The 23,079-nt window shown below is 66.8% G+C and carries 24 protein-coding genes, 1 tRNA gene and 1 pseudogene; 17 read left to right on the forward strand and 9 right to left on the reverse strand.

What is annotated here, in order from left to right:
• Positions 1-7: 7 nt before the first annotated feature.
• The 3 genes and pseudogenes from NMQ09_RS12015 to NMQ09_RS12025 all read left to right on the forward strand — a co-directional run.
• Complete coding sequence (locus NMQ09_RS12015) at positions 8-775, forward strand: CDP-alcohol phosphatidyltransferase family protein (protein WP_255190821.1); 768 nt, start codon at positions 8-10, stop codon at positions 773-775.
• Positions 776-893: 118 nt separating this feature from the next.
• On the forward strand, positions 894-1,907 hold the full coding sequence (locus NMQ09_RS12020) for a zinc-dependent alcohol dehydrogenase (RefSeq protein WP_255190822.1): 1,014 nt from the start codon (positions 894-896) through the stop codon (positions 1,905-1,907).
• 117 nt (positions 1,908-2,024) lie between these two features.
• A pseudogene (locus tag NMQ09_RS12025) lies at positions 2,025-2,255 on the forward strand (2-oxo acid dehydrogenase subunit E2); the annotation flags it as partial.
• A 75-nt stretch (positions 2,256-2,330) separates the two neighbouring features.
• Here the strand turns inward: NMQ09_RS12025 and NMQ09_RS12030 are convergent.
• The gene (locus NMQ09_RS12030; protein ID WP_255190823.1) at positions 2,331-2,513 is read right to left on the reverse strand and encodes a hypothetical protein; all 183 of its coding nucleotides are present in this window, start codon (positions 2,511-2,513) and stop codon (positions 2,331-2,333) included.
• A gap of 123 nt (positions 2,514-2,636) precedes the next feature.
• Here NMQ09_RS12030 and NMQ09_RS12035 point away from each other — a divergent pair, with 123 nt between their 5' ends.
• Genes NMQ09_RS12035 through NMQ09_RS12050 form a run of 4 tightly spaced genes read left to right on the forward strand, consistent with a single transcriptional unit; the run spans position 2,637 to position 5,907 of the window.
• Positions 2,637-3,017 carry a 6-pyruvoyl trahydropterin synthase family protein gene (locus NMQ09_RS12035; RefSeq protein ID WP_255190824.1) on the forward strand — a complete coding sequence of 127 codons (381 nt, stop codon included), beginning with the start codon at positions 2,637-2,639 and terminating at the stop codon, positions 3,015-3,017.
• Positions 3,018-3,021: 4 nt separating this feature from the next.
• A complete protein-coding gene (locus NMQ09_RS12040) occupies positions 3,022-4,182 on the forward strand; it encodes a glycosyltransferase family 4 protein (protein WP_255190825.1) in 1,161 nt (386 codons plus the stop codon).
• A complete protein-coding gene (locus NMQ09_RS12045) occupies positions 4,179-5,075 on the forward strand; it encodes a class I SAM-dependent methyltransferase (protein ID WP_255190826.1) in 897 nt (298 codons plus the stop codon). Before NMQ09_RS12040 ends, NMQ09_RS12045 begins: the two co-directional genes overlap by 4 nt.
• A 55-nt stretch (positions 5,076-5,130) precedes the next feature.
• A complete protein-coding gene (locus NMQ09_RS12050; RefSeq protein WP_255190827.1) occupies positions 5,131-5,907 on the forward strand; it encodes a hypothetical protein in 777 nt (258 codons plus the stop codon).
• Between the two features lie 286 nt (positions 5,908-6,193).
• On the opposite strand, the gene NMQ09_RS12055 is transcribed toward NMQ09_RS12050, so the two are convergent.
• The 4 genes from NMQ09_RS12055 to NMQ09_RS12070 form a co-directional block, all read right to left on the reverse strand.
• On the reverse strand, positions 6,194-6,670 hold the full coding sequence (locus NMQ09_RS12055) for a 50S ribosomal protein L11 (RefSeq protein ID WP_255190828.1): 477 nt from the start codon (positions 6,668-6,670) through the stop codon (positions 6,194-6,196).
• A gap of 117 nt (positions 6,671-6,787) precedes the next feature.
• Complete coding sequence (gene cutA / locus NMQ09_RS12060) at positions 6,788-7,096, reverse strand: divalent-cation tolerance protein CutA (RefSeq protein WP_255190829.1); 309 nt, start codon at positions 7,094-7,096, stop codon at positions 6,788-6,790.
• 177 nt (positions 7,097-7,273) lie between these two features.
• Complete coding sequence (locus NMQ09_RS12065; RefSeq protein WP_255190830.1) at positions 7,274-7,459, reverse strand: HEWD family protein; 186 nt, start codon at positions 7,457-7,459, stop codon at positions 7,274-7,276.
• 121 nt (positions 7,460-7,580) lie between these two features.
• The gene (locus NMQ09_RS12070; protein WP_255190831.1) at positions 7,581-8,441 is read right to left on the reverse strand and encodes a UbiA family prenyltransferase; all 861 of its coding nucleotides are present in this window, start codon (positions 8,439-8,441) and stop codon (positions 7,581-7,583) included.
• Positions 8,442-8,587: 146 nt separating this feature from the next.
• Here NMQ09_RS12070 and NMQ09_RS12075 point away from each other — a divergent pair, with 146 nt between their 5' ends.
• Together NMQ09_RS12075 and NMQ09_RS12080 are read left to right on the forward strand one after the other, a co-directional pair.
• A complete protein-coding gene (locus NMQ09_RS12075) occupies positions 8,588-10,303 on the forward strand; it encodes a thiamine pyrophosphate-binding protein (protein ID WP_255190832.1) in 1,716 nt (571 codons plus the stop codon).
• A gap of 127 nt (positions 10,304-10,430) precedes the next feature.
• Positions 10,431-11,501 (forward strand): sensor histidine kinase, encoded by a 1,071-nt coding sequence (locus NMQ09_RS12080; protein WP_255190833.1) that lies wholly within the window; start codon positions 10,431-10,433, stop codon positions 11,499-11,501.
• Positions 11,502-11,515: 14 nt separating this feature from the next.
• Here the strand turns inward: NMQ09_RS12080 and NMQ09_RS12085 are convergent, their stop codons facing one another.
• Positions 11,516-12,937 (reverse strand): FAD-binding oxidoreductase, encoded by a 1,422-nt coding sequence (locus NMQ09_RS12085; RefSeq protein ID WP_255190834.1) that lies wholly within the window; start codon positions 12,935-12,937, stop codon positions 11,516-11,518.
• 18 nt (positions 12,938-12,955) lie between these two features.
• Between NMQ09_RS12085 and NMQ09_RS12090 the strand changes: the two genes are divergently transcribed.
• The 3 genes from NMQ09_RS12090 to NMQ09_RS12100 all read left to right on the forward strand — a co-directional run bounded on the left by NMQ09_RS12090 (position 12,956) and on the right by NMQ09_RS12100 (position 15,896).
• Positions 12,956-13,339, forward strand: a complete 384-nt coding sequence (locus tag NMQ09_RS12090) for a DUF8152 family protein (RefSeq protein ID WP_345781263.1) — start codon at positions 12,956-12,958, stop codon at positions 13,337-13,339.
• 37 nt (positions 13,340-13,376) lie between these two features.
• Positions 13,377-14,672, forward strand: a complete 1,296-nt coding sequence (locus NMQ09_RS12095) for a glucose-6-phosphate isomerase (RefSeq protein ID WP_255190835.1) — start codon at positions 13,377-13,379, stop codon at positions 14,670-14,672.
• 108 nt (positions 14,673-14,780) lie between these two features.
• Positions 14,781-15,896 carry a CPBP family intramembrane glutamic endopeptidase gene (locus NMQ09_RS12100; protein ID WP_255190836.1) on the forward strand — a complete coding sequence of 372 codons (1,116 nt, stop codon included), beginning with the start codon at positions 14,781-14,783 and terminating at the stop codon, positions 15,894-15,896.
• A 21-nt stretch (positions 15,897-15,917) separates the two neighbouring features.
• On the opposite strand, the gene NMQ09_RS12105 is transcribed toward NMQ09_RS12100, so the two are convergent.
• The gene (locus NMQ09_RS12105; RefSeq protein ID WP_255190837.1) at positions 15,918-16,376 is read right to left on the reverse strand and encodes an NOB1 family endonuclease; all 459 of its coding nucleotides are present in this window, start codon (positions 16,374-16,376) and stop codon (positions 15,918-15,920) included.
• Positions 16,377-16,380: 4 nt separating this feature from the next.
• Entirely contained in the window at positions 16,381-16,626 is a 246-nt protein-coding gene (locus NMQ09_RS12110) for a PRC-barrel domain-containing protein (protein WP_255190838.1), read from the reverse strand.
• Positions 16,627-16,818: 192 nt separating this feature from the next.
• Here NMQ09_RS12110 and infB point away from each other — a divergent pair, with 192 nt between their 5' ends.
• The 3 genes from infB (at position 16,819) to NMQ09_RS12125 (ending at position 21,024) form a co-directional block, all read left to right on the forward strand.
• Entirely contained in the window at positions 16,819-18,618 is a 1,800-nt protein-coding gene (gene infB / locus NMQ09_RS12115) for a translation initiation factor IF-2 (protein ID WP_255190839.1), read from the forward strand.
• A gap of 407 nt (positions 18,619-19,025) precedes the next feature.
• A complete protein-coding gene (locus tag NMQ09_RS12120; RefSeq protein ID WP_255190840.1) occupies positions 19,026-20,102 on the forward strand; it encodes a PGF-CTERM sorting domain-containing protein in 1,077 nt (358 codons plus the stop codon).
• A 115-nt stretch (positions 20,103-20,217) separates the two neighbouring features.
• Complete coding sequence (locus tag NMQ09_RS12125; protein ID WP_255190841.1) at positions 20,218-21,024, forward strand: potassium channel family protein; 807 nt, start codon at positions 20,218-20,220, stop codon at positions 21,022-21,024.
• A 292-nt stretch (positions 21,025-21,316) separates the two neighbouring features.
• Here the strand turns inward: NMQ09_RS12125 and NMQ09_RS12130 are convergent.
• Positions 21,317-21,391, reverse strand: a tRNA-Glu gene (locus tag NMQ09_RS12130).
• A gap of 160 nt (positions 21,392-21,551) precedes the next feature.
• On the opposite strand from NMQ09_RS12130, the gene NMQ09_RS12135 reads away from it, so the two are divergent.
• On the forward strand, positions 21,552-22,289 hold the full coding sequence (locus NMQ09_RS12135) for a fumarylacetoacetate hydrolase family protein (protein ID WP_255190842.1): 738 nt from the start codon (positions 21,552-21,554) through the stop codon (positions 22,287-22,289).
• Between the two features lie 83 nt (positions 22,290-22,372).
• Complete coding sequence (locus tag NMQ09_RS12140; RefSeq protein WP_255190843.1) at positions 22,373-23,071, forward strand: MBL fold metallo-hydrolase; 699 nt, start codon at positions 22,373-22,375, stop codon at positions 23,069-23,071.
• The last annotated feature ends 8 nt before the right edge of the window (positions 23,072-23,079 follow it).

Genomic DNA, 23,079 nt, shown 5'->3' on the forward strand with positions numbered 1-23,079 from the left:
GTCGAAAATGACCGGAGGAGCCGACAGCCCGGGCTACTCGAGCCCGACCACCATCCGTCGCCGATCGGTCGCCGCCGTGGTGGTCGGCCTCGTCGGGTCGGTCGCGCTGGTCGCAGTCGGGTCGTACTGGTCAGCGCAGGCGACCGGTCGATTTCTCGTCGGCGTGGGGGTGATGCTGGCCGTCGAGGTGCTGATCGTTCGGCGGACGATCGAGGTCACACATCGCCGGGCGGGCCCACAGCGACTCACGCTCGCGACGGTGGTGACGATCCATCGCGGCGTGGTACTCGCCGTACTCGCGGGCGTTCTCGCCCTCGAGAATCCGACGGGGACACTCGTCTGGGCGCCTGGCGTACTCTTCGCGCTCGCCGCCTCGCTCGACGCCGTCGACGGGGCCGTCGCCCGTGCGACCGACGCGGTGACCGAACTCGGCGATCGGCTCGACGTCGAACTGGACGCCCTGACGGTACTCGCCGGAGCGACTGCTGCCGTCGTCGCCGGCAGTGCGCCGATCGCCTTCCTCGCCGTCGGGCTCGCTCGCTACTGCTTCGTCGTCGGAACCTGGCTGCGCCGCCGTCGCGGGCTGCCGGTGGCACCGCTCCCACCGAGCCAGGGCAGACGGCTCCTCGGTGCGGCGGCGATGGTCGCCATCTGCCTCGCACTCCTTCCGGTTCCTGGCCCGCGACCCTCCTGGTACCTCACGACGGCCGTGATGGTTCCGTTCCTCCTGAACTTCGGCCGGGACTGGCTGGCCGTCAGTCGATACCCGAGCTGATCGCCGACCCGTGCGTACAACTCAAGTGGTCGCCGGCCGAAGTTCCAGTCGACGTGAACGTTCGAACCATTCGCCGACGACGCCCCACCTCGCGGCTTGCTCGACGGGGTGGACGATCGTGACGGCTCGGTCCCTCTCCTTTACGGGCCCACGCACGGTCGCGATCAGCGACCGCCCCGTCCCGGAGCCCGGCCCGGACGAGGTCCGGGTTCGAACGCTGGCCTCGGCGATCAGCGCCGGCACCGAGGGGCTGATCTACCGGGGCGAGGCGCCCGACTCCCTCCCCGCCGACGAGACGATCGACGCCCTCGAGGACGACCTCTCGTTTCCGCTCAGCTACGGCTACGCCGCGGTCGGCCGCGTCGACGCCGTCGGCGCGGCGGTGAGCGAGGCGTGGCTCGAGCGACGCGTCTTCGCGTACAACCCACACGAGAGCCACTTCACCGCCCCGCCCGACGCGCTCGTCCCGGTCCCAGAGGCGATCCCGACGCGGCAGGCGACGCTGCTCGCGAACGTGGAGACGGCGGTCACCTTCCTCCTCGACGGCCGACCGACGATCGGCGAACGCGTCGCCGTCTTCGGACAGGGCGTCGTTGGCCTCCTGACGACGGCCCTGCTTGCGCACGCACCGGTGGAGACCCTCGTGGCGGTCGATCCGCTCGCGTCTCGTCAGTCGCTCGCCGAGGCGTTCGGTGCCGACCGGACGATCGATCCCGAACGCCGGGACGTCGGCGATCAGCTCGAGTCGACGACGGGCGACCGGGCCGACCTCACCTACGAGCTGTCGGGCAACCCCGACGCGCTCGACGACGCCATCGCGGCGACGGGGTTCGACGGCCGCGTCGTCGTCGGCTCCTGGTACGGGACGAAGCCCGTCGAACTCGACCTCGGCGGCCGGTTCCACCGCGACCGAATCGACGTCCGAAGCAGCCAGGTCAGCACCATCGCCCCCGAACACGAGGGGCGCTGGTCGCGCGAGCGACGCCACGAGGTCGCCTGGGGATGGCTCGAGGAGCTCGCAGTCGAGTCGCTGTTCACCCACGCGTTCCCGCTCGAGCGCGCCGACGACGCCTACCGGCTGCTCGAGGAGCGACCCGGAGACGCGATCCAGGTGCTGTTGACGTACGACTGACCGTTCGGTCGTCGAGCCAGGGCCTATCCGGCCCGGCGGTGAGTGAATCCCATATCAGGACGCGAAACGACCGAGCCGTTCCCGGTCCAGCGACGCGGGACCGTCGACGCGATGCGCATGGCCGGCCGGCGAAGCGACGTCCACGGACTCGTCGAGTTCGACGTCACCGAGGTCAGCGCACGCCTCCACGACCGACGGGAAGAGACGGGCACAGCACTGTCGTTCACCGGTTTTCTCGCGTGCTGTCTGGCACGGGCTCTCGAGGACCATCCACACGTCAACGCCTACCGCGGCTGGCGAGGCCGAATCGTCCGGTTCGACGACGTCGACGTGATAGTGATCGTCGAGACAGAGATCCATGGAAATCGGATCGGTGTCCCGCACGTCGTCAGGTCGGCGAACCGACGTTCTTCTGCACGTCGATCACTCCGCGTCCTGCTGGGCGCGAGACAGCGCCCACCAGAGAACGACGAACATCACGACGAAGACCGTCGCTCCCTGGAGGAGCTTGGTCCGTCGCGATTTCGTCCCTTCGGTCGGCTCCTCGGCCGCTGCTCGGTCAGTTACGTCGTCGGACGGTCGCCCGGTGTCGAACAGGAAGTTCATGTGCAAGTACTATCATTCCGTGCGAACGGTTAAGCGTATCAGCCAATTGCACGATCACGAGGATGGTTCTGATCGCCCCTGTCGCCGCCGGGATTTACGTTCCAGCCATCCGTATCCGGGCTCATGTACGCTGTCGCCGTCTCGCGATCGTTCGTCGCCCAGCACTACCTGACGGTACCCGACCCTGGTCCCGAGGGAGAACTCCACTCCCACCACTACACGGTCGAGGCGACGTTCCGCGGCCCCGAACTCGACGAGTACGGCTACCTCGTCGACATCGACGACGTGACCGCCGCGATGGACGCGCTCGTCGAACGGTATCGCGATCGAACGCTCAACGAGTTGCCCGCCTTCGAGGGACTGAACCCGAGCGTCGAACACCTTGCCCGGATCGCCGGCGATCGACTGCTCGAGTCACTCGCGCCCGAGACGGCGACCGAGCTCCGGGTCACCGTACACGAAGACGACGTGGCTCGCGTCTCCCACGACCGGCGACTCGACTGACGCCATGCACGTCGGACTTGTCGTCTACGGCGGACTCGATCGAACCTCGGGTGGGTTCCGATACGACCGGAAGCTCGTTTCCCACCTCGAGGAACGAGGTGACGAGGTCGAGGTGATCGCGATCCCGTGGCGGAGCTATCCGCGACACCTCGGTGACGCGTGCTCGCGGTCGATTCGCTCGCGGCTGAACCGGCCGTTCGACGTCCTGGTGCAGGACGAGCTCTGCCACCCGTCGCTGTGGCGACACAATCCTCGGCTCGACCGGCCGGGAGCGATCGTCGCGCTCGTCCACCTGTTGCGTTCGGGTGGGCCACAGACGCGACTCGGGCCGCTCTACCGGACGATCGAGCGTCGCTATCTCGAGACCGTCGACGCCGCCGTCTGCACGAGTGCGGACACCCGCGATCGAACGCGGGAACTCGCGACGGTGCCGACGCTGGTCGCGCCGCCGGCCGGCCGGATCGAGGGAGCCGCGGTGACGCCCGAACGGGTGACAGCGCGGGCCCAGTCGGGCCCCCTCCGGGTGGCGTTCGTCGGAAACCTGCTCCCGCGAAAGGGACTCTCGACGCTGCTGTCGGGACTGGCTCACGTCGACGGATCCGATCCAGGCGACGAAGCCGAGTGGCATCTGACCGTCGTCGGGAGTCACGACGCCGACCCGGCGACCGCCCGCAGGGCCGTCGAGCGCGCCACCGTCCTCGGAATCGCCGACCGGGTCACGTTCACCGGCGAAGTCTCCAACCGCGAACTCGAGTCGATCCTCGAGCGCAGCCACGTCCTCGCCGTCCCCGCCCGCTACGAGGGGTTCGGGATGGTCTACCTCGAGGCGATGGAGTACGGCGTCGTCCCGATCGCCAGCGCCGTCGGCGGGGCGAGCGAGTTCGTCGCGGACGGGCGAGCCGGCTTCCTCGTCGATCCCGACGACGCTGGGCAGATTGGCGCGCTCGTCGCCGAACTCGCGACCGATCGGGACCGGCTGGCCGCCCTCGGTCACGCGGCGCTCGAGACCGCCGCTGCCCACCCGACCTGGGCAGAGACGATGGATCGCGTTCGCTCGTTCCTCCGTGCACGCATCGATACCGGCGCTGGCGGCCGATCGGGGCCGGCGACCGGCTCGCGACTCGAGGGTGCACGCGACAGGCCGAGCGGGGGTGACTCGTCGTGACCGACTCGGTACAGGCCTACCTCGAGAGCAAGCGCACCGTCGACGACCGCGCGCTGAATCGGCGGGTCTGGTCGCGCTTGGCCGACGAGCTCGCCGCGTGTGCACGTGGCCAGGATCAGCCCGTCCGAATCGTCGAAGTCGGCGCCGGAATCGGGGCGATGGTCGCTCGCCTCGCGGCGTGGGATGCGCTTCCGCCATGCGTCTCCTACCGCGCGGTCGACGTCGACGCCGGGAGCATCGCGTTCGCGAAGGCGAACCTCCCGACGTGGCTCGAGTCGGCGGGTTACGCCGTCGAACGGACGGCAGACGGGCTCGTCGCGCGTCGGGACGATCGATGCCTGCTCGAGGTCACACTCGAGACGGCGGACGCCTTCTCCATCGCTGACGAGGCCGATGCCGTGATCGCTGCGGCGTTTCTCGACGTGGTCGACCTCGAGCGCGCGCTGACGACGCTTCCGGAGCTCGCCCGGGACGGTGGCGTCCTGTACGCCCCGATCACGTTCGACGGCGGAACGGCCTTTTCGCCGGTCGATCCGCTCGACGAGACGATCGAACGACTGTATCACCGCCACATGGACGAGCTCCGGGACCAGCCGGGGAGCAGCCGGGCGGGCCGTCGGCTGATGACGCGGCTGCCGGCACACGGCCACGACGTGCTCGCCGCCGGCGGGGCCGACTGGCTCGTCAGCCCCCACGACTCGGGCTATCCGGCCGACGAAGCGGCGTTTCTGAGACACCTGCTCGAGACGATCGACGGCGCGCTCACAGACTACTCGAGCGAGGCGCTCGAGCCGGCGGCTCGCGAGCGGTGGGTCGAGCGACGACGCCGGGAACTCGAGCGGGGCGAATTCGTCCTCGTGGCTCACCACCTCGACGTGCTCGCTCGCGTGTGACCGGTTTGGCCCGTGTGTGGCGGGCCATTAACTCACATCGGGCCGAACCCCCGGTATGGAGGCCGTCCTGCTCCCGGCCGTCCTCGCTGGCTGTCTGGCCGCCGTCCACCTCGTGGCCGACCGGATTCCGCTCGAGACGTCGCCACGCAGTCGGTGGCTGTCGGCCGCCGGCGGGGTCGCCGTCGCGTACGTGTTCGTTCACCTCCTGCCCGACGTCGGCGAGGCCGCCCGGACGGTCGTCGAGACGGTCGCCGTTCCGGTGACGCTCCTCGAGCGACACGTCTACCTGCTCGCGCTGGTCGGCTTCGTCGCTTTCTACGGCCTCGAACGGTACGCGACTGCCCCCCGGAACGGTGGGAACGTCGCGAGTCGGACTCGAGCGGCTGGCGACGGTGTGGCGAGCCGAACCGGGACCGACGAACGCGGCGACGAGCGCCTGCAGTTCCGGATCCACGTGGGCTCGTTCGCCGCCTACAACGGGCTCATCGGCTACCTCCTGGTCGACGCCGAGGGATCAACTGCTGGGCTCGTGCTCTACGCGGTCGCGATGGGCCTCCACATGCTGAGCAACGACTACGGGCTCCGTGCCCAGTACGAGCTCGCGTACCACCGAACCGGCCGCTGGCTGCTCGCGGGAGCCGTCCTCGCCGGAGCGGCGGTCGGCCTTCTGCTCGAGATTCACGAGGCCGCGGTCGCCCTGCTACTCGCGTTTCTCGCCGGGGGGATCGTGCTCAACGTGATCAAAGAAGAGCTTCCCGAGGAACGCGAGAGTCGGTTCGGAGCGTTCGCCGTCGGTGCCGGCGGCTACGCGGCGCTGTTGCTCGTCGTCTGATTGAAACGCCGGCTGCGGGCGCCATGCACGCAGTCACTCCGGACACTCGCCTCGCTTCGCTCGGCGAGACGACGAAAACTCGCTTCGCTCGTTTTCGAGCTCTGGCCTCTCGTTACTCGGCCAGAACGTCGGAACGCTCGCACAGCTCGCGTTCCGGGCACTTGCCTCGCGTTACTCGGCAAGACGACGAAAACTCGCTTCGCTCGTTTTCGAGCCCTGGCTTCGTTTCACTCAGCCAGGACGTCGGAACGCTCGCACAGCTCGCGTTCCGGGCACTTGCCTCGTTTCACTCGGCAAGTACGTCGTCGTACTCGCCGTCGTCGACTTTCGCCTTGAACTCGCGAGCGTCGACGCCCTCGATGGTGACGCCCATCGAGGCGCAGGTGCCGACGACCTCTTTCGCGGCGTTTTTATTGTCGTACGCGAGCAGGTCGGGTTTCTTCTGCTCGGCGATCTTCTTCACCTGGTCGATCGAGAGGTCGGCGACGAAGTCCTTCTGTGGCTCGCCGCTTCCCGTCTCGAAGCCGGCTTCGTCTTTGACAAGTGCCGCCGTCGGTGGGACGCCGACTTCGATCTCGTAGGTGCCGTCGTCCTCGTAGTCGATCGTGACGGGCACTTCCGTGCCGTCGAACGCCGCAGTCTGCTCGTTAATCTCGTTGACGACCGCCTGTACGTCGACGGGCGTCGGTCCGAGCTCGGGACCGAGCGGCGGGCCAGGGTTGGCCTGGCCACCCGGAACGAGCACTTCGATGGTTCCAGCCATATCCGAACGAACCCGCGCACGAGTTTTAAGGGTTGCTTTTTCGGCTAGTCGCCGCGTCACGGACTGACGTGGACGATTCGGCGCCGGTGTTCGTCCCGCTGGCGCGAGAATCTCCCGTTACTCGGCGTCGACGACGTCCGCACACCACGTCGCGTACGACTCGAGGACGTGATCCTCGTCGAACCGTTCGATGCAGGGGACGTCGTGTGGGTGCAGTTCCTGGATGCGGTCGACCAGGTCGTCGTAGGCCTCGTCGGTCGTCTTCGCGAGCAAGAGTGCTTCCTCGTCGCGGTGGATCTCGCCGTCCCACCGGTAGGTCGACCTGATCGGCAGGTGGTTGACGCAGGCGACGAGGCGCTCCTCGAGCAGCGTTTCGACGAGCTCGTCGGCCGCCGGCAGCGGGACGGTGATGTAGACGGTGGGCATGCGAGGAGCTACGACGGAGAGGCTGGAAAAAGATGCGGTCGACGGGGCGGCCAGACGGCTCAAGGGCTGGTCGCCTCGAGCGAGCGGTTGCGATCGAGCGGGGCGGCGTGCGAACAACGGCTGTTCTGGCGCGACCGCGGTCGGTTCGCGGTTACGCCGGACCAACCGGAATTCGTCTCAGTGACCGTTGAGGGGGTTGAACGTGCCGTTGATGTCCCACTCGTGGATGCAGTGGGGGTTGCCGGCCAGTCTCTCGCCATCTTCGCGTTCGATCTGCCACGCTTCGAGCTCCGCGTCCCACCGTTCTCGCCGTCCGCATCGCTCGCACTCGCGTACGGTTGGTTTCTTCAGCTGTGCGCTCATTACCAGGTTTGGGAACTGGATACATATAATCGTATTCCTGACCGGCAAGCACTGCCGCCCACTCACCGTGACGAGGTGGTCATCTGACCAGTTTGGTCGGACGACATTCGAGAACGCGAGATTATACGACGCCTGCGAGCGGCTCGAACCAGACCGCAGCGACGAGCACGGCGAGGAAGACGTATGAGCCCCGGATGAGCAGCATCGTCGCGAGTTCGGGCTCGGCCCGGCGGGCGACGAGCGCGACGACGGCGAACGCGAGCGCGGCACCAGACGCCGACGGGGGAAATACGCCGAACGCGACGAAGCCGACGACGACGACCAGGGCGACCCCCATCAGTCCGTAGGCGACGGCGTCCGCTCGAGCGGGGCCGACGACGACGGCGACGGTTCGCTTCTCGATCGAGCGGTCGTAGGCGTAGTCGCCGGCGTCGTCGATCACCTTGATCCCCGAGAGGAGGACGAGGAAGACGAGCGCGAAGCCGAGCGGGACGAGCGCGACCGTCCCCGTCTGGACGGCGAAGCCGCCGAGGGTGGCGAGGGCGATTCCCATCGGGTAGCCGGTCGTGGCCGTCACCGGGTTCGTATCGAGCTGTGGGGCGTGGTGGTAGGCGATCAGCCACGTCGGCAGCGTCAGGGCGAGAGCTACCCAGCCGGCGAGCAGCGAGAGGAGTACGCAGCAGCCTACAAAGAGCGTCGTCGCGCCCGCCAGGCCGACGCGACAGCCGGTCTCGGTCATCGGGTGGTCGTCGTCCTCGTCGCGGACGTAGAAGTCGACGTAGCCGTCCTTGACGTGGGCGGTGTACACCGCCGCGAACATCGCGACGACGTGGATCGACGCGAGGACGGGGTCGACGACGCCGGCGAGCAGGCCGCCGAACAGCGAGGCCGCGAGCGGCGGCAGCATGAACACGGGGTGGACCTGCGAGAGGTAGGCTCGCACGGTCGGCTCGAGTCCCGACCCCGCTCGAGCGAGCGCCATGGCTCAGGCCACCACGGACGGTCGGATAAGTTCGTGGGTGCCACGAGCCGCGGCGAGCGATCCCAGTCGGGTACGGCGACGGGGTGGACGGGTCAGGATCGGCCGAAGACAGTGCATTGATGAGCGCGCCAATAACAGAGAAGAGTATGACGAATCGGTACACCGGTGCGGAGCTGTTCGTCGACGCGCTGGAGGCCTACGGCGTCGAGTACGTCTTCGGCAATCCCGGAACGACCGAGCTACCTGTGATCGACGCACTCGACGGGAGTGGGCTCGAGTACGTCATGGCCCCCCACGAGGACATCGCCGTCGGGATGGCCGCCGGCTACGCGAGCACGCGGCGCTACCACGCCGACGCCGACGGCGTGGCGGGATCGAACGTCACCGCGTGCAATCCCGTCGGCGTCGTCAACCTCCACCTGACGCCGGGGCTGGCACACGGGCTGGGGAACCTCTACGGGGCGAAGATGGCCGGCGCGCCGCTCGTGGTGACGGCGGGCAACCACAGCACGGACTTCCGCCACGAGGAGCCGATCCTCTCGGGCGATCCCGTCGCGGCCGCCGAGCCGTTCACCAAGTGGAGCGCCGAGGTGCTCGACGTCGAGACGCTGCCGGCGATGCTGCGTCGAGCGTTCCGGGTCGCGCTCACGCCGCCGACGGGGCCGGTCTTCCTCTCGCTCCCGCTCGACGTGACGATGGCCGAAACCGACGCCGAACCCGAACGGCTGGGCTCGATCCCGACGGCCGGACGTGGCGACGCGGCCGAACTCGAGCGCGCGGCCGACGCCCTCGTCGAGGCCGACAGCCCGGCGATGGTCGTCGGCGACGGCGTCGCCCGGGCCGGCGCCGGAGCGGTCGAAGCGGCGGTCGACCTCGCCGAGGCAGCCGGACTGCGCGTCCACGGGGAGATCCTCTCGAGTGAGGTGAGCTTCCCTGCCGACCACGACCTGTGGGTTTCACACGTTCCGCCGGACGAGGAACTCGCGTCGATGTTGATGGCGACCGACACGCTCGTGTTCGTCGGCTGCTCGACGCACACCACGGTCGTTCGCCACGAGGGAGAGCTATTCCCGCCGGACGCGACGTACGTGCACGTTAGCGACGACGCGTGGGAGCTCGGGAAGAACCAGCCTGCCGACGCGGCCGTCCTGGGCGATCCAGGCGAGGCGCTCGCCGACCTCGCTGCCCGCGTCGAAGCGCGGCTCGACGAGGACGTTCGAAACGAGCGGTTCGAACGGGTTCGGGCGACGAAAGTCGCCCTCGCCGACACGCTCGAGCAGGTCGGCGAGGGCGACCCCACCGAGGGCGAGACGCGCGCGTCGAAAGCCCGACTCGTGGAGGAACTCAACGCGGTCGCGCCGGATGCGTACGTCGTCGACGAGGGCGTGACCTCGAAGTACGCCCTGCTCACCCACTGGCCCTTCGACGCGTACGGCCTGATCTCGAACAAGGGCGGCGGCCTCGGCTACAGCCTCCCGGCGGCCGTCGGCGCGGCCATCGCCGAGGGAGACCGCGAGGAGCCGCGGAACGTGATCGGCTTCATCGGCGACGGCTCGTACCTCTACTACCCGCACACGCTCTACTCGGCGGCCCGACACGACGTCGACCTCACCGTCGTGATCTCTGACAATCGCAACTACCGCATCCTCAAAGAGAACGCGGCGAAGCTCAAAGGCGGCGACGCCGACGACTACGACCTCACCGGGCTCGACTTCGAGCCCCCAGTAAACCTCGTCGCAAACGCGACGAGCCACGGCGCCGACGCCGAACTCGTCGAGACGCCCGACGAAATCGGACCCGCCCTCGAGCGCGCGCTCGAGTCCAGCGGGCCGACGGTGCTCGACGTCCTGGTCCACGACTGATCGCCAGCTCCAGGCGACGCTCGAGACGGCCGAGGACGCCGAACGGCTCCAGAGGCCGTCCTGACCGTCGTCTGCCATATTCGCGTTGGTAATACATTAGTATCAGGAATAACTCCTGGACAGTACGATGGTAACTCCCCTCTACGACTGGGACGGCGGCTCGGTCGTGATCTCCGGTCTCGGTGTCGTACTCCTCGGACTGTACGTCGGCTACGTCACGACCCAGCAGTACTACCTCGAGGGGCCGGCCTGGCTGTTTCCGCTCGGCTTTCTCTTCATCGTCGTCCTCTCGGTCGGGCTCGTTTACGGCGGCTACTGGCTCGTCGGGAGCGAACTCGAGGCCGACTTCGTCTTCCGGGTGGCGATCTGGTGTTTCACCGGCCTGATCGGCGCGCTCTCGCTGACGTTCTGGCCGATCTTCTACCAGTTGATGGTCGGCGTCACGATCGAGGATCCGCTGTTCATCCTGCTGGTGAGCGCCGGCATCGGGGCGAACGCCGGATTGCTCATCGGGATGTACGAGATGCGTTCGCGTCACCAGGTCGAGCAGATCAGGCGGGCACGTGACTCGTTCAGCTTTCTCAACAGCCTGTTGCGTCACAACGTCCGCAACGCGGTCAACGTGATCGACAGGTACGCGACGGGCATCGCCGAGGGGCGACGCGGTGTCGCCCCAGTCGACAACGCACGAAAGATCCAGACGAAAAGCGACCAGATTACGGAGCTCGTCGAGAACGCACAGGTGCTGGTCGACCGAGCGGATGGGGCGGCGACGCTCGACACCGTCGACTTCTCGCGCCTCCTCGAGCGCCAACTCGAGACCAGCAGAGAGGCCTACGACGGCGTCGAACTCGAGCATGCAATCGAACCGGACGTCGTCATCCACGGCGACGAGATCCTCTCGGTCGTCGTCGACAACCTCGTCGACAACGCCGTCGAGCACAACGATCGGATCCGACCGGAGGTGACCGTGACCCTCGAGACGCATGCGGACGTGGCCGTGCTCCGCGTTGCCGACAACGGGCCGGGCATCATGGATCGGTACAAAGAACGCGTCTTCGAGCCGGCCAGGGGAGACGATGGCGGCCTCGGACTCTACCTCGTCGACTCGCTCGTCACGGATTACGGCGGTTCGGTCTCCCTCGAGGACAACGAGCCCCGGGGAACGATCGTTACGGTCGAGTTACCGCTCGCCTGACGGCGTCGGTTCGATCACTCCGGCGGCCGCTCGAGCCGTCCGCCGTCGACCGTCTCGGGAAAGAGCTTCCCCGGGTTCAGCGTGTCCGTCGGGTCGAGCGTCAGCTTGATCGCGCGCATCGTCTCGACCGCCGCCTCGCCGTGTTCGGGCTCGAGATAGCGCTGTTTGCCCTCGCCGACGCCGTGTTCGCCCGTCGCCGTCCCGCCGAGCTCGATCGCCCGGTGGACGATCCGGCCGTAGAGCTCCTCGCCCAGTTCGACCTCCTCGGGATCGTCGCGGTCGATCAGGGCGGTGTAGTGGAGGTTGCCGTCGCCCGCGTGGCCGAAACAGGGGATGACGAGGTTGTATTCGGCTTCGAGGCCCTTCGCGTAGCGGACGATCTCCGGATAGGCGCTGATGGGGACCGTCACGTCGCCCGGGTGGATCGGCACCCGATCGGGATCGTAGCTCGTCGCCGCGTACGCGAGTTCTCGCCGGGCGCGCCAGAGCTCGTCCATCTCGCGTTCGTCGGCAGCGATCTCGAACTCGAGGACGTCGTGGCTCTCGAAGATCGTCCGACAGAGGGCGATCTCTTCGTCGATCCCGTGGTTGGCGTGGAACTCGAGAAAGACCATCGGGGCGTCGGGAAGGTCGGTGTCGAGGTAGGCGTTGGCCATCGTCGCGCTCGTGTCGTCGAGCAGTTCGATCGTCGCCACGTCGACTTCCGTGCGGATCGTCTCGGAGATCGCCTCGGCGGCGTCGTCGAGCGTCTCGAAGATCGCCCGCCCGCCGCGGATCTGTTCGGGTCGGCCCGACAGCTCGAGCGTCGCCTCGGTGATCACGCCGAGGGTCCCTTCGCTGCCGACGAACAGCTCTTTGAGGTTGTAGCCGCTCGAGCTCTTGGCCGCTCGCGTCCCGGCCTCGAGGACCGTCCCGTCGGCGAGGACGACTTCCAGCCGGCGTACCCAGTCGCTAACCTCGCCGTACTTGACCGTCTTCATGCCGCTGGCGTCAGTCGCGATCATCCCGCCGACCGTCGAGATGTCGCCCGACGACGGCAGCGGCGGGAAGAACAGCCCGTCCCGGGCGACGTGTTCGTCGACGGCCGCGCCGATGACGCCGGGACCGACGTCGATCTGGAAGTCGTCGGGGCGATAGTCGACGATCGAATCCATCCGGGTCAGATCGAGGCTGATCCCGCCGTGAGCGGGGACGGCGTTGCCCTCGAGTCCCGACCCGGCGGCGTACGGCGTCACGGGCACCCCGTGGTCGGTCGCGGCGGCCAGCACGGCCGAGACGTCCGCCGCCGACTCCGGGTAGACGACGGCGTCGGGGAGCACCACCCGGCCCGCCCGTTGCGCCCCCCAGTCGGCGCCGTGGCTCTCTCGCCGCCCCTCGTCGAACGATACCTGGTCGTCGTCGAGCTCGAGCCCCGAGAGGAACGAACAGTCTGACATACAGGGCCGTAGGGGACCATGGTACCAACGTGTTCCGGGTTCGGACGGCAGGCCGGCTCCTCGAGCATAACGACCACGGCGGTCGCGCTCGTCCGTGACCACATGGCCGACGCCGACTCTGACCCCGACCTCGACGAGCTGGGACGACGACTCCACGACCACCTCGCAGCCACTGCCGAGCTCCCGATCGACCGCACGGCGAACCGCTGGCTCGGCGAGGCCGAGGCGATCGCCGGCGACGTCGCGACGAGCGACCTCGACGAGGCGACCACGAGAACGCGCGTCGAACAGGTTCGTCACCTGCTCGCGCAAGCGGGCCGGACGGGCCACGACGAGGCGGACGCACACCTCGAGACGGCTCGCGAGCTGTGTGAGCGGATCCTCGCGCGAACCGACGCGTGACGGAACGGCTTTACCGCCGGCGACCGCCCTCTCGCACATGGACGTCGACATCGGAAACGCGCTGGCCGAGGTCGCTTCGCCGGGCGTCTCGCGAGACGCGCTCGAGCGCCTCGACGAGCGCGTCGCGGTCGCGCACGAACGCATCGAGGCCGGACGCGCGGACGACGAACAGGGCTACGCCGCGTTGAACCTGCCCGACCGGACCGACCCCGACGAGATCCGGGCGGCCGTCGAGCCCGTCGCGGACGCAGACGCGATCGTCACGGTCGGCATCGGCGGCAGCGCGCTCGGGGCGGCGACGATCACGGACGCGCTCGGCACCGACGTCGACGCCGTCTACTTCGACAACGTCGACCCCGAGTGGGTGCGCGCCCGCCTCGCGTCGCTGCCGCTCGAGGAGACGGCAATCAACGTCGTCTCGAAGTCGGGGACGACGGCAGAGACGCTCGCGAACTTCCTCGTCGTCCGCGAGGCGTTCGAGGAGGCGGGCGTCGACTGGACCGATCGGACGATCGTTACCACGGGCGAGTCCGGTCCGCTGGCCGACCTCGCAGCGCGCCACGACCTGCCGCAGCTCGCCGTCCCCGACGGCGTGCCCGGCCGCTTCTCGGCACTCTCGGCTGTCGGCATGGTCGCCGCCGCCGTCGGTGGGGGCGACCTCGAGGCGCTGCTCGAGGGCGCCCGAGCCGAGGCCGAGACGCTCTCTGGCTCGCTGTTCGAGACGCCAGCCTACGCCTACGGCGCGACGACCCACGCGCTCGCCGCCCGGGGCGCGTCGGTGAACGCGATGATGCCCTACGCCGAATCGCTCGAGACCTACGCCGAGTGGTTCGCCCAGCTGTGGGCCGAGAGCCTGGGTAAGGACGGCCTCGGCCAGACGCCGGTTCGCGCCCTCGGCGCGACCGACCAGCACTCCCAGCTCCAGCTCTACCGGGCCGGCCCCCGGAACACGCTCGTCTCGTTCGTGGTCCCCCGCGAGCGAGCGGCCGTGACGATCCCCGAGACCGAGGTCGACGACCTCGCCTACCTCGGCGGGACGGGACTGGGCGAGTTGCTCGAGGCGGAGTTCGAGGCGACCGAGGCCAGCCTCGCCGCCGCAGGCCGGCCGAACGTCCGGATCGAACTCGAGCGCGTCGACGCGTCAGAACTCGGCGGCTTGCTCTACGGAATGGAAGCCGCCTGCGTCCTGGCGGGCGAACTCGCTGGGGTGAACGCCTTCGACCAGCCGGCCGTCGAGTGGGCGAAGAAGGCGACCCGCGGCCTGCTCGGCGGTGGGAAGTTCGAGGAGGCCGACGCGGTCGCCGAGAAGACGACGCTGCGCGTCGAGCGCTGACGACTGGCTCTCATCCAGCCGTTAGGAACCGTCAGTGGGCTGTATGAGACGCCGCCCCGGCGACCGTGGTTCCGGAGCCCCTATTATCGTTCGGCCGAACAATCACCTATGAGCGAGCACGCCCGGACGAGCGACGACTCGCTCGAGGGTGACGCCGTCGTCGCCGTCGGGTTCGTCCTCGCCGCCATTGCGGTGGCGGGAATGCTGGTTCCACTCCGCCAGGGAGTCGACGGAGCGGTCGTTCCGATCGCCGTCGCCCTCGGTGTCGTCGCCGTCGCCACGTTTCTGGGCCGACGGTACGGGTTCGTCGATCGGTCCGTCGGTGCGCCGTTCACGGCAGGCAGCCTTCTCGCACTCGTCCTTCTCGCCGGCTACGCGCTGAACCAGGGAATCACGGGATCCGTCTCGCTTCCCATCGGTTCGGTGACGATCGCGAGCGTGTTCGTCGCGTTCCTGGCCGCCGGTTGCGGCGTGGGGATCGCCATCGCCGACTACGCAGGCATCTCGAACAGCGGACTGAAACGACGGACCGCGCTGACGTTTCAGCTGACGATCGTCGGCGTTCTCGGACTGGTCGCGGCACAGATCGCCGTCCTTCCGCTGGCGATCCCGGTATTTTTACTGGTCGACGAACCCGGAACGCTCCTGATAAGCGTCCTCGGCTACCTGAGCTTCGGGCTCGGCATCGTCGTCGTCACCGCCGGCTTTCTCTACGTCAAGAATCTCGACCGGTCGTTCATCGACCTCCGGATGCCGACGCTTCGGGACCTGGCGTGGGGGGTCGGCGGCATCGTCGCGCTGTTCGGCGTCGCGATCGCCGTCTCGATCGTGATGACCGTCGTCGGCGTCGACGCCGCAGAGCACTCGAGCATCCAGGAAGGCCAGGAGAACCCCGAACTGTTGCTCTACTCGATTCCGTTCGCGCTGTTGATCATCGGCCCGTTCGAGGAGCTGCTCTACCGGAACGTGATCCAGAAGTCGATGTACGGCGTCTTTTCCCGCGGCGGTGCGATCGTCGTCGCGAGCGTCGTCTTCGCGGCCGTCCACCTGCTCGCCTACGCGACCGCTGGCTTCGGCGCGATCCTCTCGAGTCTCGGACTCGTCTTCGTACTGTCGCTCCTGCTGGGGCTGATCTACGAGCGAACGGAGAATCTGTTGATCCCGGCGGCCGTCCACGGGGTGTACAACGCTCTCATCTTCGGGATCAACTTCGCGACGGTGTGAGCGACGCAGACGCCCCGTCGGTTACGTCGGGTTCTTCCGCTCGACGTCCGAGCCACAGATCGGACACCGCTCTTTCGACTCGTCGAACTCGCGGCCACAGCCCTGACACTGGAATCGCCAGTCGAACTGTTCCTCGATGCCCTCCCGGGCGATGAACTCGACGTCGACGTTCAGCTTCTCGGCGACGTTCTGCATCGCGTAATCGTCCGTCACGAGGTGGCCGTCGAGTTCGAACGCCGTCGCGACCAGACGAACGTCGGTGTCAGAGAGTACCTCGAGGTCGCCCGACTCGCGGGCCGCGCGGCGGACCGTCTCGATCGTATCGCCGTTCGGGATGTGGATGTGCATCCCCGACCCCTCCATCGCGTCGTACCGGTAGACGCTCTCTCCCTCGAGTTCCTCGCGGACGAGCGGGATCGTCGCAGTCTGTGCTGTCGTGTGATAGTCGTGAATAAAAGCCGACGAATCGAGAACGTGCATACGGTTAGCGTTGGACGACGATGTAATCCTTCACGGCCTGAACGCGGCTGACGGAGACGAGCCAGCGGCCCGACTCGTCCTGTTCGAAGTCGACCGACTCGGTGGCGATTCCGTCGTCTGGCTCGACGACCAGATCGTAGAGCTTCCCGGATTTGACGTCCATCGTGATGTTGTAGAGCATCCCGAGCTCAGTCCCGTCAGATCCCATGACGGACTTCCCCGAGAGATTTTCGGCGAGTATGTTGCCCATGACTTCCCGTACTTACTAATCGGTATTAAACACCACGGGGAACGTCAGACAAATCGGAGACGATGCTCGGGTGCGATCGACGGTGACGAACCGGGGTGGAGGTTCGACGAGACCACGATCTGTGGGCCGTGACGATGGGTTTAACTACTGCGCTACGGACGTTCCAGGTAAGACCTTCTCTGGTGGTTTACCATGTCGGACACGGACACACGCGACCCAGCCTCTCTCAGAACCCCGATCGTCGCCGTCCTCGGACACGTCGATCACGGAAAGACCAGTCTCCTCGATAAGATCCGCGGCTCGGCCGTCATCGAGGGTGAAGCAGGCGCCATCACCCAGCACATCGGCGCCACCGCCGTCCCCTTAGACGTCGTCTCGAAGATCGCCGGCGAGCTCGTCAACCCAGACGACTTCGACCTCCCCGGGCTGTTGTTCATCGATACGCCGGGGCACCACTCGTTCACCACGCTCCGCTCGCGTGGCGGGGCGCTCGCCGACATCGCCATCCTCGTCGTCGACGTCAACGACGGCTTCCAGCCGCAGACGCTCGAGGCGCTCGACATCCTCAAACGCTCGCACACGCCCTTCATCGTCGCTGCGAACAAGGTCGACACCGTGCCGGGCTGGAACCCGACCGAGGGCGAGCCGATCATGGAGACCTACGAATCACAGTCCGACCGCGTTCGTTCCGACCTCGACACCCGTCTCTACGAGATCATCGGCAACCTGAGCGACGAGGGCTTCTCCGCGGACCTCTACTGGCGCGTCCAGAACTTCCAGCGCAACGTCGGCGTCGTCCCCGTCTCCGCGATGACCGGCGAGGGCGTTCCCGACCTCCTCGCGGTCATGATGGGGCTCTCCCAGCGGTACATGAAAGAGGCGATGGAGATCGACGTCGCCGGCCCCGGCGTCGGGACCGTCCTCGAGGTCAAAGACGAGAAAGGATTCGGGACCACGATCGACACCGTCCTCTACGACGGGACGATCCGCACCGACGACGAGGTCGTCGTCGGCGGGACGAACGATCCGATCGTCACCGACGTCCGTGCCCTGTTACAGCCCCGCCCACTCGCCGAGATCAGGACCGAGAGCCGCTTCGAGAAGGTCGACGAGGTCGGCGCCGCAGCCGGGATCAAGATCGCCGCCCCCGACTTAGACGACGCGATGGCCGGCGCACCCGTCCGCGTCGTCCGCGACCGCGACCTCGAGGAGGTCGTCCACGAGGTCGAAGCCGAACTCGCGGACATCGCCGTCGACACCGAGGAGCAAGGCGTCGTCGTCAAAGCCGACACCCTGGGAAGCCTCGAGGCGATGGCCGACGCGCTCGAGGAAGCCGAGGTGCCGATCGTCCGCGCCGAGGTCGGCGACGTCGCCCCGCGCGACATTTCCGTCGCCTCGACCGCCGACGACCCCAAACAGCGCGTCATCCTCGGGTTCAACGTCGACGTCCTCCCCGACGCCGAACAGCGGGCCGAGATCGACGACGTTCGGCTGTTCACCGACGAAGTCATCTACCAGCTTGTCGAGGAGTACACCGGATTCGTCGAGGAACTCGAGCGCGCCCAGCAGGACACCATCCTCGAGAACATCACCAGACCCGCCCGGTTCCGGATTCTTCCAGATCACGTCTTCCGCCAGAACGATCCCGCAGTCGTCGGCGTCGAGGTGAATTCGGGGACGTTGCAAAACAACACCTTCGTCGTGAAGTGGGAGGGCAACGAACCCGAGCGCGTCGGTCAGGTCAAAGGCATCCAGGAGCAGGGCGAAGACGTCGACGAAGCTCGCGCCGGCGAGCGCGTTTCGGTCGCCATCGACGGCCCCACCGTCGGCCGCCAGATCAACGAAGACGACGAACTCTGGACCGAAATTCCCGAAAAACACGCGAAGATCCTCGAACAGGAACTCACGACGGAGATCCCCGGCGACGAACTCGAGGCGTTGAACATGTATCTCGAGAAACACCGAAAACGCGATCCGTTCTGGGGCAAGTAACGAGCGCCGAGCCCTCCGTCCGGCTGTGAACTGCACGCCGAGCGACTCACGGCCCGTCCACCGGTTTTCGTCATCGAGATTCGGTGCGGTAGGAACGTATTTCTCCCCAACGATCACCAGATCCGTCTGAATTCCGATCTCGATCGGGGGTAGCCCCGTACTTCTGCCAGGTAGTTCCGAACTTCTGGCTGGTAGCTCCGCACTTCCGTCGAGTAGGCATCGCCACCCGTCGTCGTAGCATCTCGCTACTATATTTCACCAGCCAGTAGCAGAATCATATCTACGTAGGTGACTGTCATCGATCGGAGTACGTTCTGCCGTCCCGCTACGGCGCCGACCGACGGCGGGTCCGTCGATGGGCCGGCCACGAGCCGATCCGAGGACGGCAGTACGATTAGACACCAACCATGTCCGCGCTACGACTCAGCTCACCGAACCGCTCGTCGATCGTTCCCATCGCCCTCGCTGTCCTCGTTGCCCTCTCGGTCGCGATGGCCGGCGTAACGGCGGCTGCGACCCACGCACCTCCGCCGGGAACTGACGCCATTTCCGTCGCTGCCATCGATGCCGACGACCACCGCGCACACGCGAACCCGGCCGTGCTCGCGGGCGTCGATCCGACTGCGCCACCGATCGAAGCGGAGTACGTCCAGGAAGTGCCCGACGAGGACGATCCCTGGTTCGAGGCCGCCGACCGGGACGGAGCCTGGATCAGCTACATCAACCCCCGTGACGAGTACCGCAGCCCGTACCTCGGTGACGGCTCCGGAAAGATCTGCGTCACGCTGCTCAACGAAAACGGCGAGGTCATCGTCGGCGAGAGCGTCCCGAACACGTCCGTGGCGATTCCGACCGGTGACGAACTCGAGTGGCACACCTCGGCCGATCCGTTCACCGTCGAGTACCCGCTGACCGAGCACTACGAACGACCCCTCGACGCCGACCAGTTTGGGACCAAACCCGATCTCCCACAGGGTGACGGCTACCTCGACAGCCACTGTCTCGAATGGCACGGGCTCCCCGAAGACGAGACCGTCGAGTACGGCGAGGCCGAGGTCCAGGGCGAATACGCCGACTGGATCGAGGTCGTCGGCTACATCCAGGTGGAGAACGAGGCCTGGGAATCCGACGTCGATCCGCTCGAGGACGCCGTCTCCTACGAGGAAGCCGGCGGCGGCTGGACCTACGAACCGGACGGCTCACACGGCCAGGCCGTCGTCGTCCTCCAGCTCGATCCGCCGGCGGAAGCCTACGAGGATGAGGACGAGGACGAGGACGAGAACGACACTGGAGACGAGCGCGAAGGTGAGGGCGGTGATGACGGCGACGAAGGCAACGAGACGGTCGCCGGCGGTGACGACGATAGCGGCGACGATGGAAGCGACGACGCCGACGAACTGCCGGGCTTTGGCGCCCCCGTCGCTCTCGTCGCCCTTCTGATCGGCGGGCTCGTGGCGGCCGCCCGCTCGAGGAGCGGACGCTGAATCGAGGCAGTAACTACGCGGCTCGACCGTCGTCGACGACATCGGTCGTCTTCCAATCTCACAAACATCACCGGAGAGTATATCTCCTATTGCTTATGATTTCAGAGTCATGTCGATGGGGAACTACAGAACGCTGCGTAGGCAAGCGTTCGAACTCTTCGAGCCGGAGTTAGGAGGACGGGTCGGGAACTACGTCGATTGGTTCATCATGGCGCTGATCGCCGCCAACGTCGCGGCCGTAATCCTCGAAACCGTCGACGCGCTTGCTGTGTCCTACGGCTCGTTTTTCCACTACTTCGAACTCTTCTCCGTCGTCGTGTTCACGATCGAATACGTCAGCCGCGTCTGGTCGTCGGTCGACAATCCCGATTTCGAGGGCCCCATCACTGGCCGCCTCAAGTTCGCCTCACGACCACTGTTGATCGTGGACCTCCTCGCAATCTTGCCGTTTTACTTAGTCGTTGCTGGCTTCCAGGCGGATCTCCGATTCCTCCGCGCCCTTCGATTAATTCGCCTGTTCCGACTGCTCAAGCTCGCTCGGTACTCGAGGGCCATGCAGTCGTTCAGCGTCGTTATCGAGGAGAAAAAAGAGAAGCTCGTGCTGGCGTTCTCTTCGAATATCTTGCTTCTCGTGTTGGCCTCGAGCGTGATGTACTACATCGAGAACCCATACCAGCCGGAAGCGTTCTCCTCGATTCCGCGGGCCTTCTGGTGGGGTGTCGCAACCCTCACGACCGTTGGCTACGGCGACGTCCATCCAATCACCCCACTGGGACAGTTCGTCGGTGCCATCGTTGCGATGCTCGGAATCGGTCTGTTCGCCCTCCCCGCGTCGATCCTCGCCTCGGGATTCATCGAACAGGCGGGTGACGACGATCCCAGCGGCCAGTACTGTCCCCACTGCGGGGAGAAACTCGAGTGAACGACGCCAGGACGTCCAGGGCGTAAACGACGCCAGGCCGTCCCGAATCGCTCCCGTTCGGTTACCAGACCGTGACTCAACCAGTAGCTACAGCACGGAAGCCTGTTGCTCACGGGGTTGTTCACAGCAAACTGCTCCGTCTGGGATTTCTGTGGCTCGCGGAATTGCTCACCACAGAAATGCTCCGTCTGGGATTTGAACCACGCCCAGACGTGCTCGCTACGCTGCGCGCGACTGGTCTGATTCAAATCCAGGGTCGCATTCTCGGCTCACGAGTTTATTCGCCGAGAAGTGCTCCGTCTGGGATTTGAACCCAGGTCATCGGCTCGAAAGGCCGAAATGATTGGCCGGACTACACCAACGGAGCGTTCGCGCACCTCACCCTCGTCTCGGGTGCTGATGTGCACTCGTTCGTTGCCGTGGCCTAGTAAAAAGCGTTCCGTTCCGACTCGAGGGTGTCACCAGATCGCACGACGGCCGTCACCGCCTTCTCAACGCTTTTGGGTTCGGGGCACAACTGACCGCGCATGAAGTACGTTCGATTCCGCGATCCGGCCGGCGCAGTCCGACGCGGCACGCTCGAGGACGGCTCCGTCCACTTCGCGAACGAAACCTACGACTTCGACGGCGACGAGATCGATATCCTCCCGCCGTGTGAGCCCTCGAAGCTCGTCTGCATCGGGAAGAACTACGCGGATCACGCCGCGGAAATGGACTCAGAGGTCCCCGACCGACCGATGCTCTTTCTCAAGCCGCCGAACACGCTGGCGGCTCACGGCGACACCGTCACCGTCCCAGCCGGGAAAGAGCGCATCGACTACGAGGCCGAACTCGGCGTCGTGATCGGCGAGCAGTGTCGCCACGTCCCCGAGGCCGACGCGATGGACGTTATCGCGGGCTACACCTGCGTCAACGACGTCTCGAACCGCGACGACCAGCGCCAGGAACAGAACTGGGTGCGCGGGAAGGCATTCGACGGCGCGGCCCCGATCGGCCCCGTGCTCGCCACCCCTGACGAGCTCCCCGAGAATCCCTTCGTTCGCTCGCGGGTCAACGGCGAGTTGAAACAGGACGGCAGCCTCGAGCAGCTCATCTTCCCGATCCCCGAACTCATCGCGGAGATCACGACGTTTCTTACCCTCGAGCCCGGCGACGTGATCGCCACCGGGACGCCCGAAGGCGTCGGCCCGCTGGCCGACGGCGACGCGGTCGAGATTGAGGTCGAGGGCGTGGGCACCCTCGAGCACTCGGTTCGCATCCCCTGATCGGTCGGCCGGCAGGTTCTGAAACGACGCTCGAGCACGTCCCGAGCCGAATCCTTTTCGGGGTCGTCAGCCAAGGTCCTGCCATGACAGCGCGATACGGCGCGGTGACCGTCGACTGGCTCGGCTACGCGACCGTCAGAATCGAGGGGCGCACCGGCGCGGTCGTCTACGTCGATCCCGGCCGGTACGGTGTCCTCGAGGAGTACGACGCCCGCGACGGCGACCTGATCCTGGTCAGCCACGACCACCACTACGATCCCGACGGCATTCGGCGAGTGGCCCACGAGGACGCGCTCGTCGTGGTTCACGAGGCCGTCGACGCCGATCGGATCGACCGCGACGTTGCACAGCCCGAGTCGTTGCCGTACACCGTCGAGCGCGTCCGCGCGGACGAGACGTTCGTCGTCGGCCCGCTCGACCTCTACACGACGCCCGCGTACAACGAACCCGGGGGCCCACACACGCGAGCGAACGGCGAGCCCTACCACCCTGAAGGATCCGGTTGCGGCTACGGGGTGACGATCGACGGCGCCACCGTTTTCTGGCCGGGCGACACCGACGTACTGCCGGTCCACGAGGAGCTGGACGTCGACGTCTTCCTTCCGCCGATCGGCGGCAGTTTCACCATGGATCGCCACGAGGCAGCCGCCCTCGCAGCGGCGATGGAGCCGGGACTCGTTCTGCCGATCCACTACGACACGTTCGAAGCGCTCGAGGCGGACGACGAGGCGTTCGTCGTCGACGTCGCGAGCCGCGGTGTGCCCGTGGTCCTCGATCGGTGAACGATTCG

This window comes from Natronobeatus ordinarius (genome assembly GCF_024362485.1).
Taxonomy (GTDB): Archaea; Halobacteriota; Halobacteria; order Halobacteriales; family Natrialbaceae; genus Natronobeatus; species Natronobeatus ordinarius.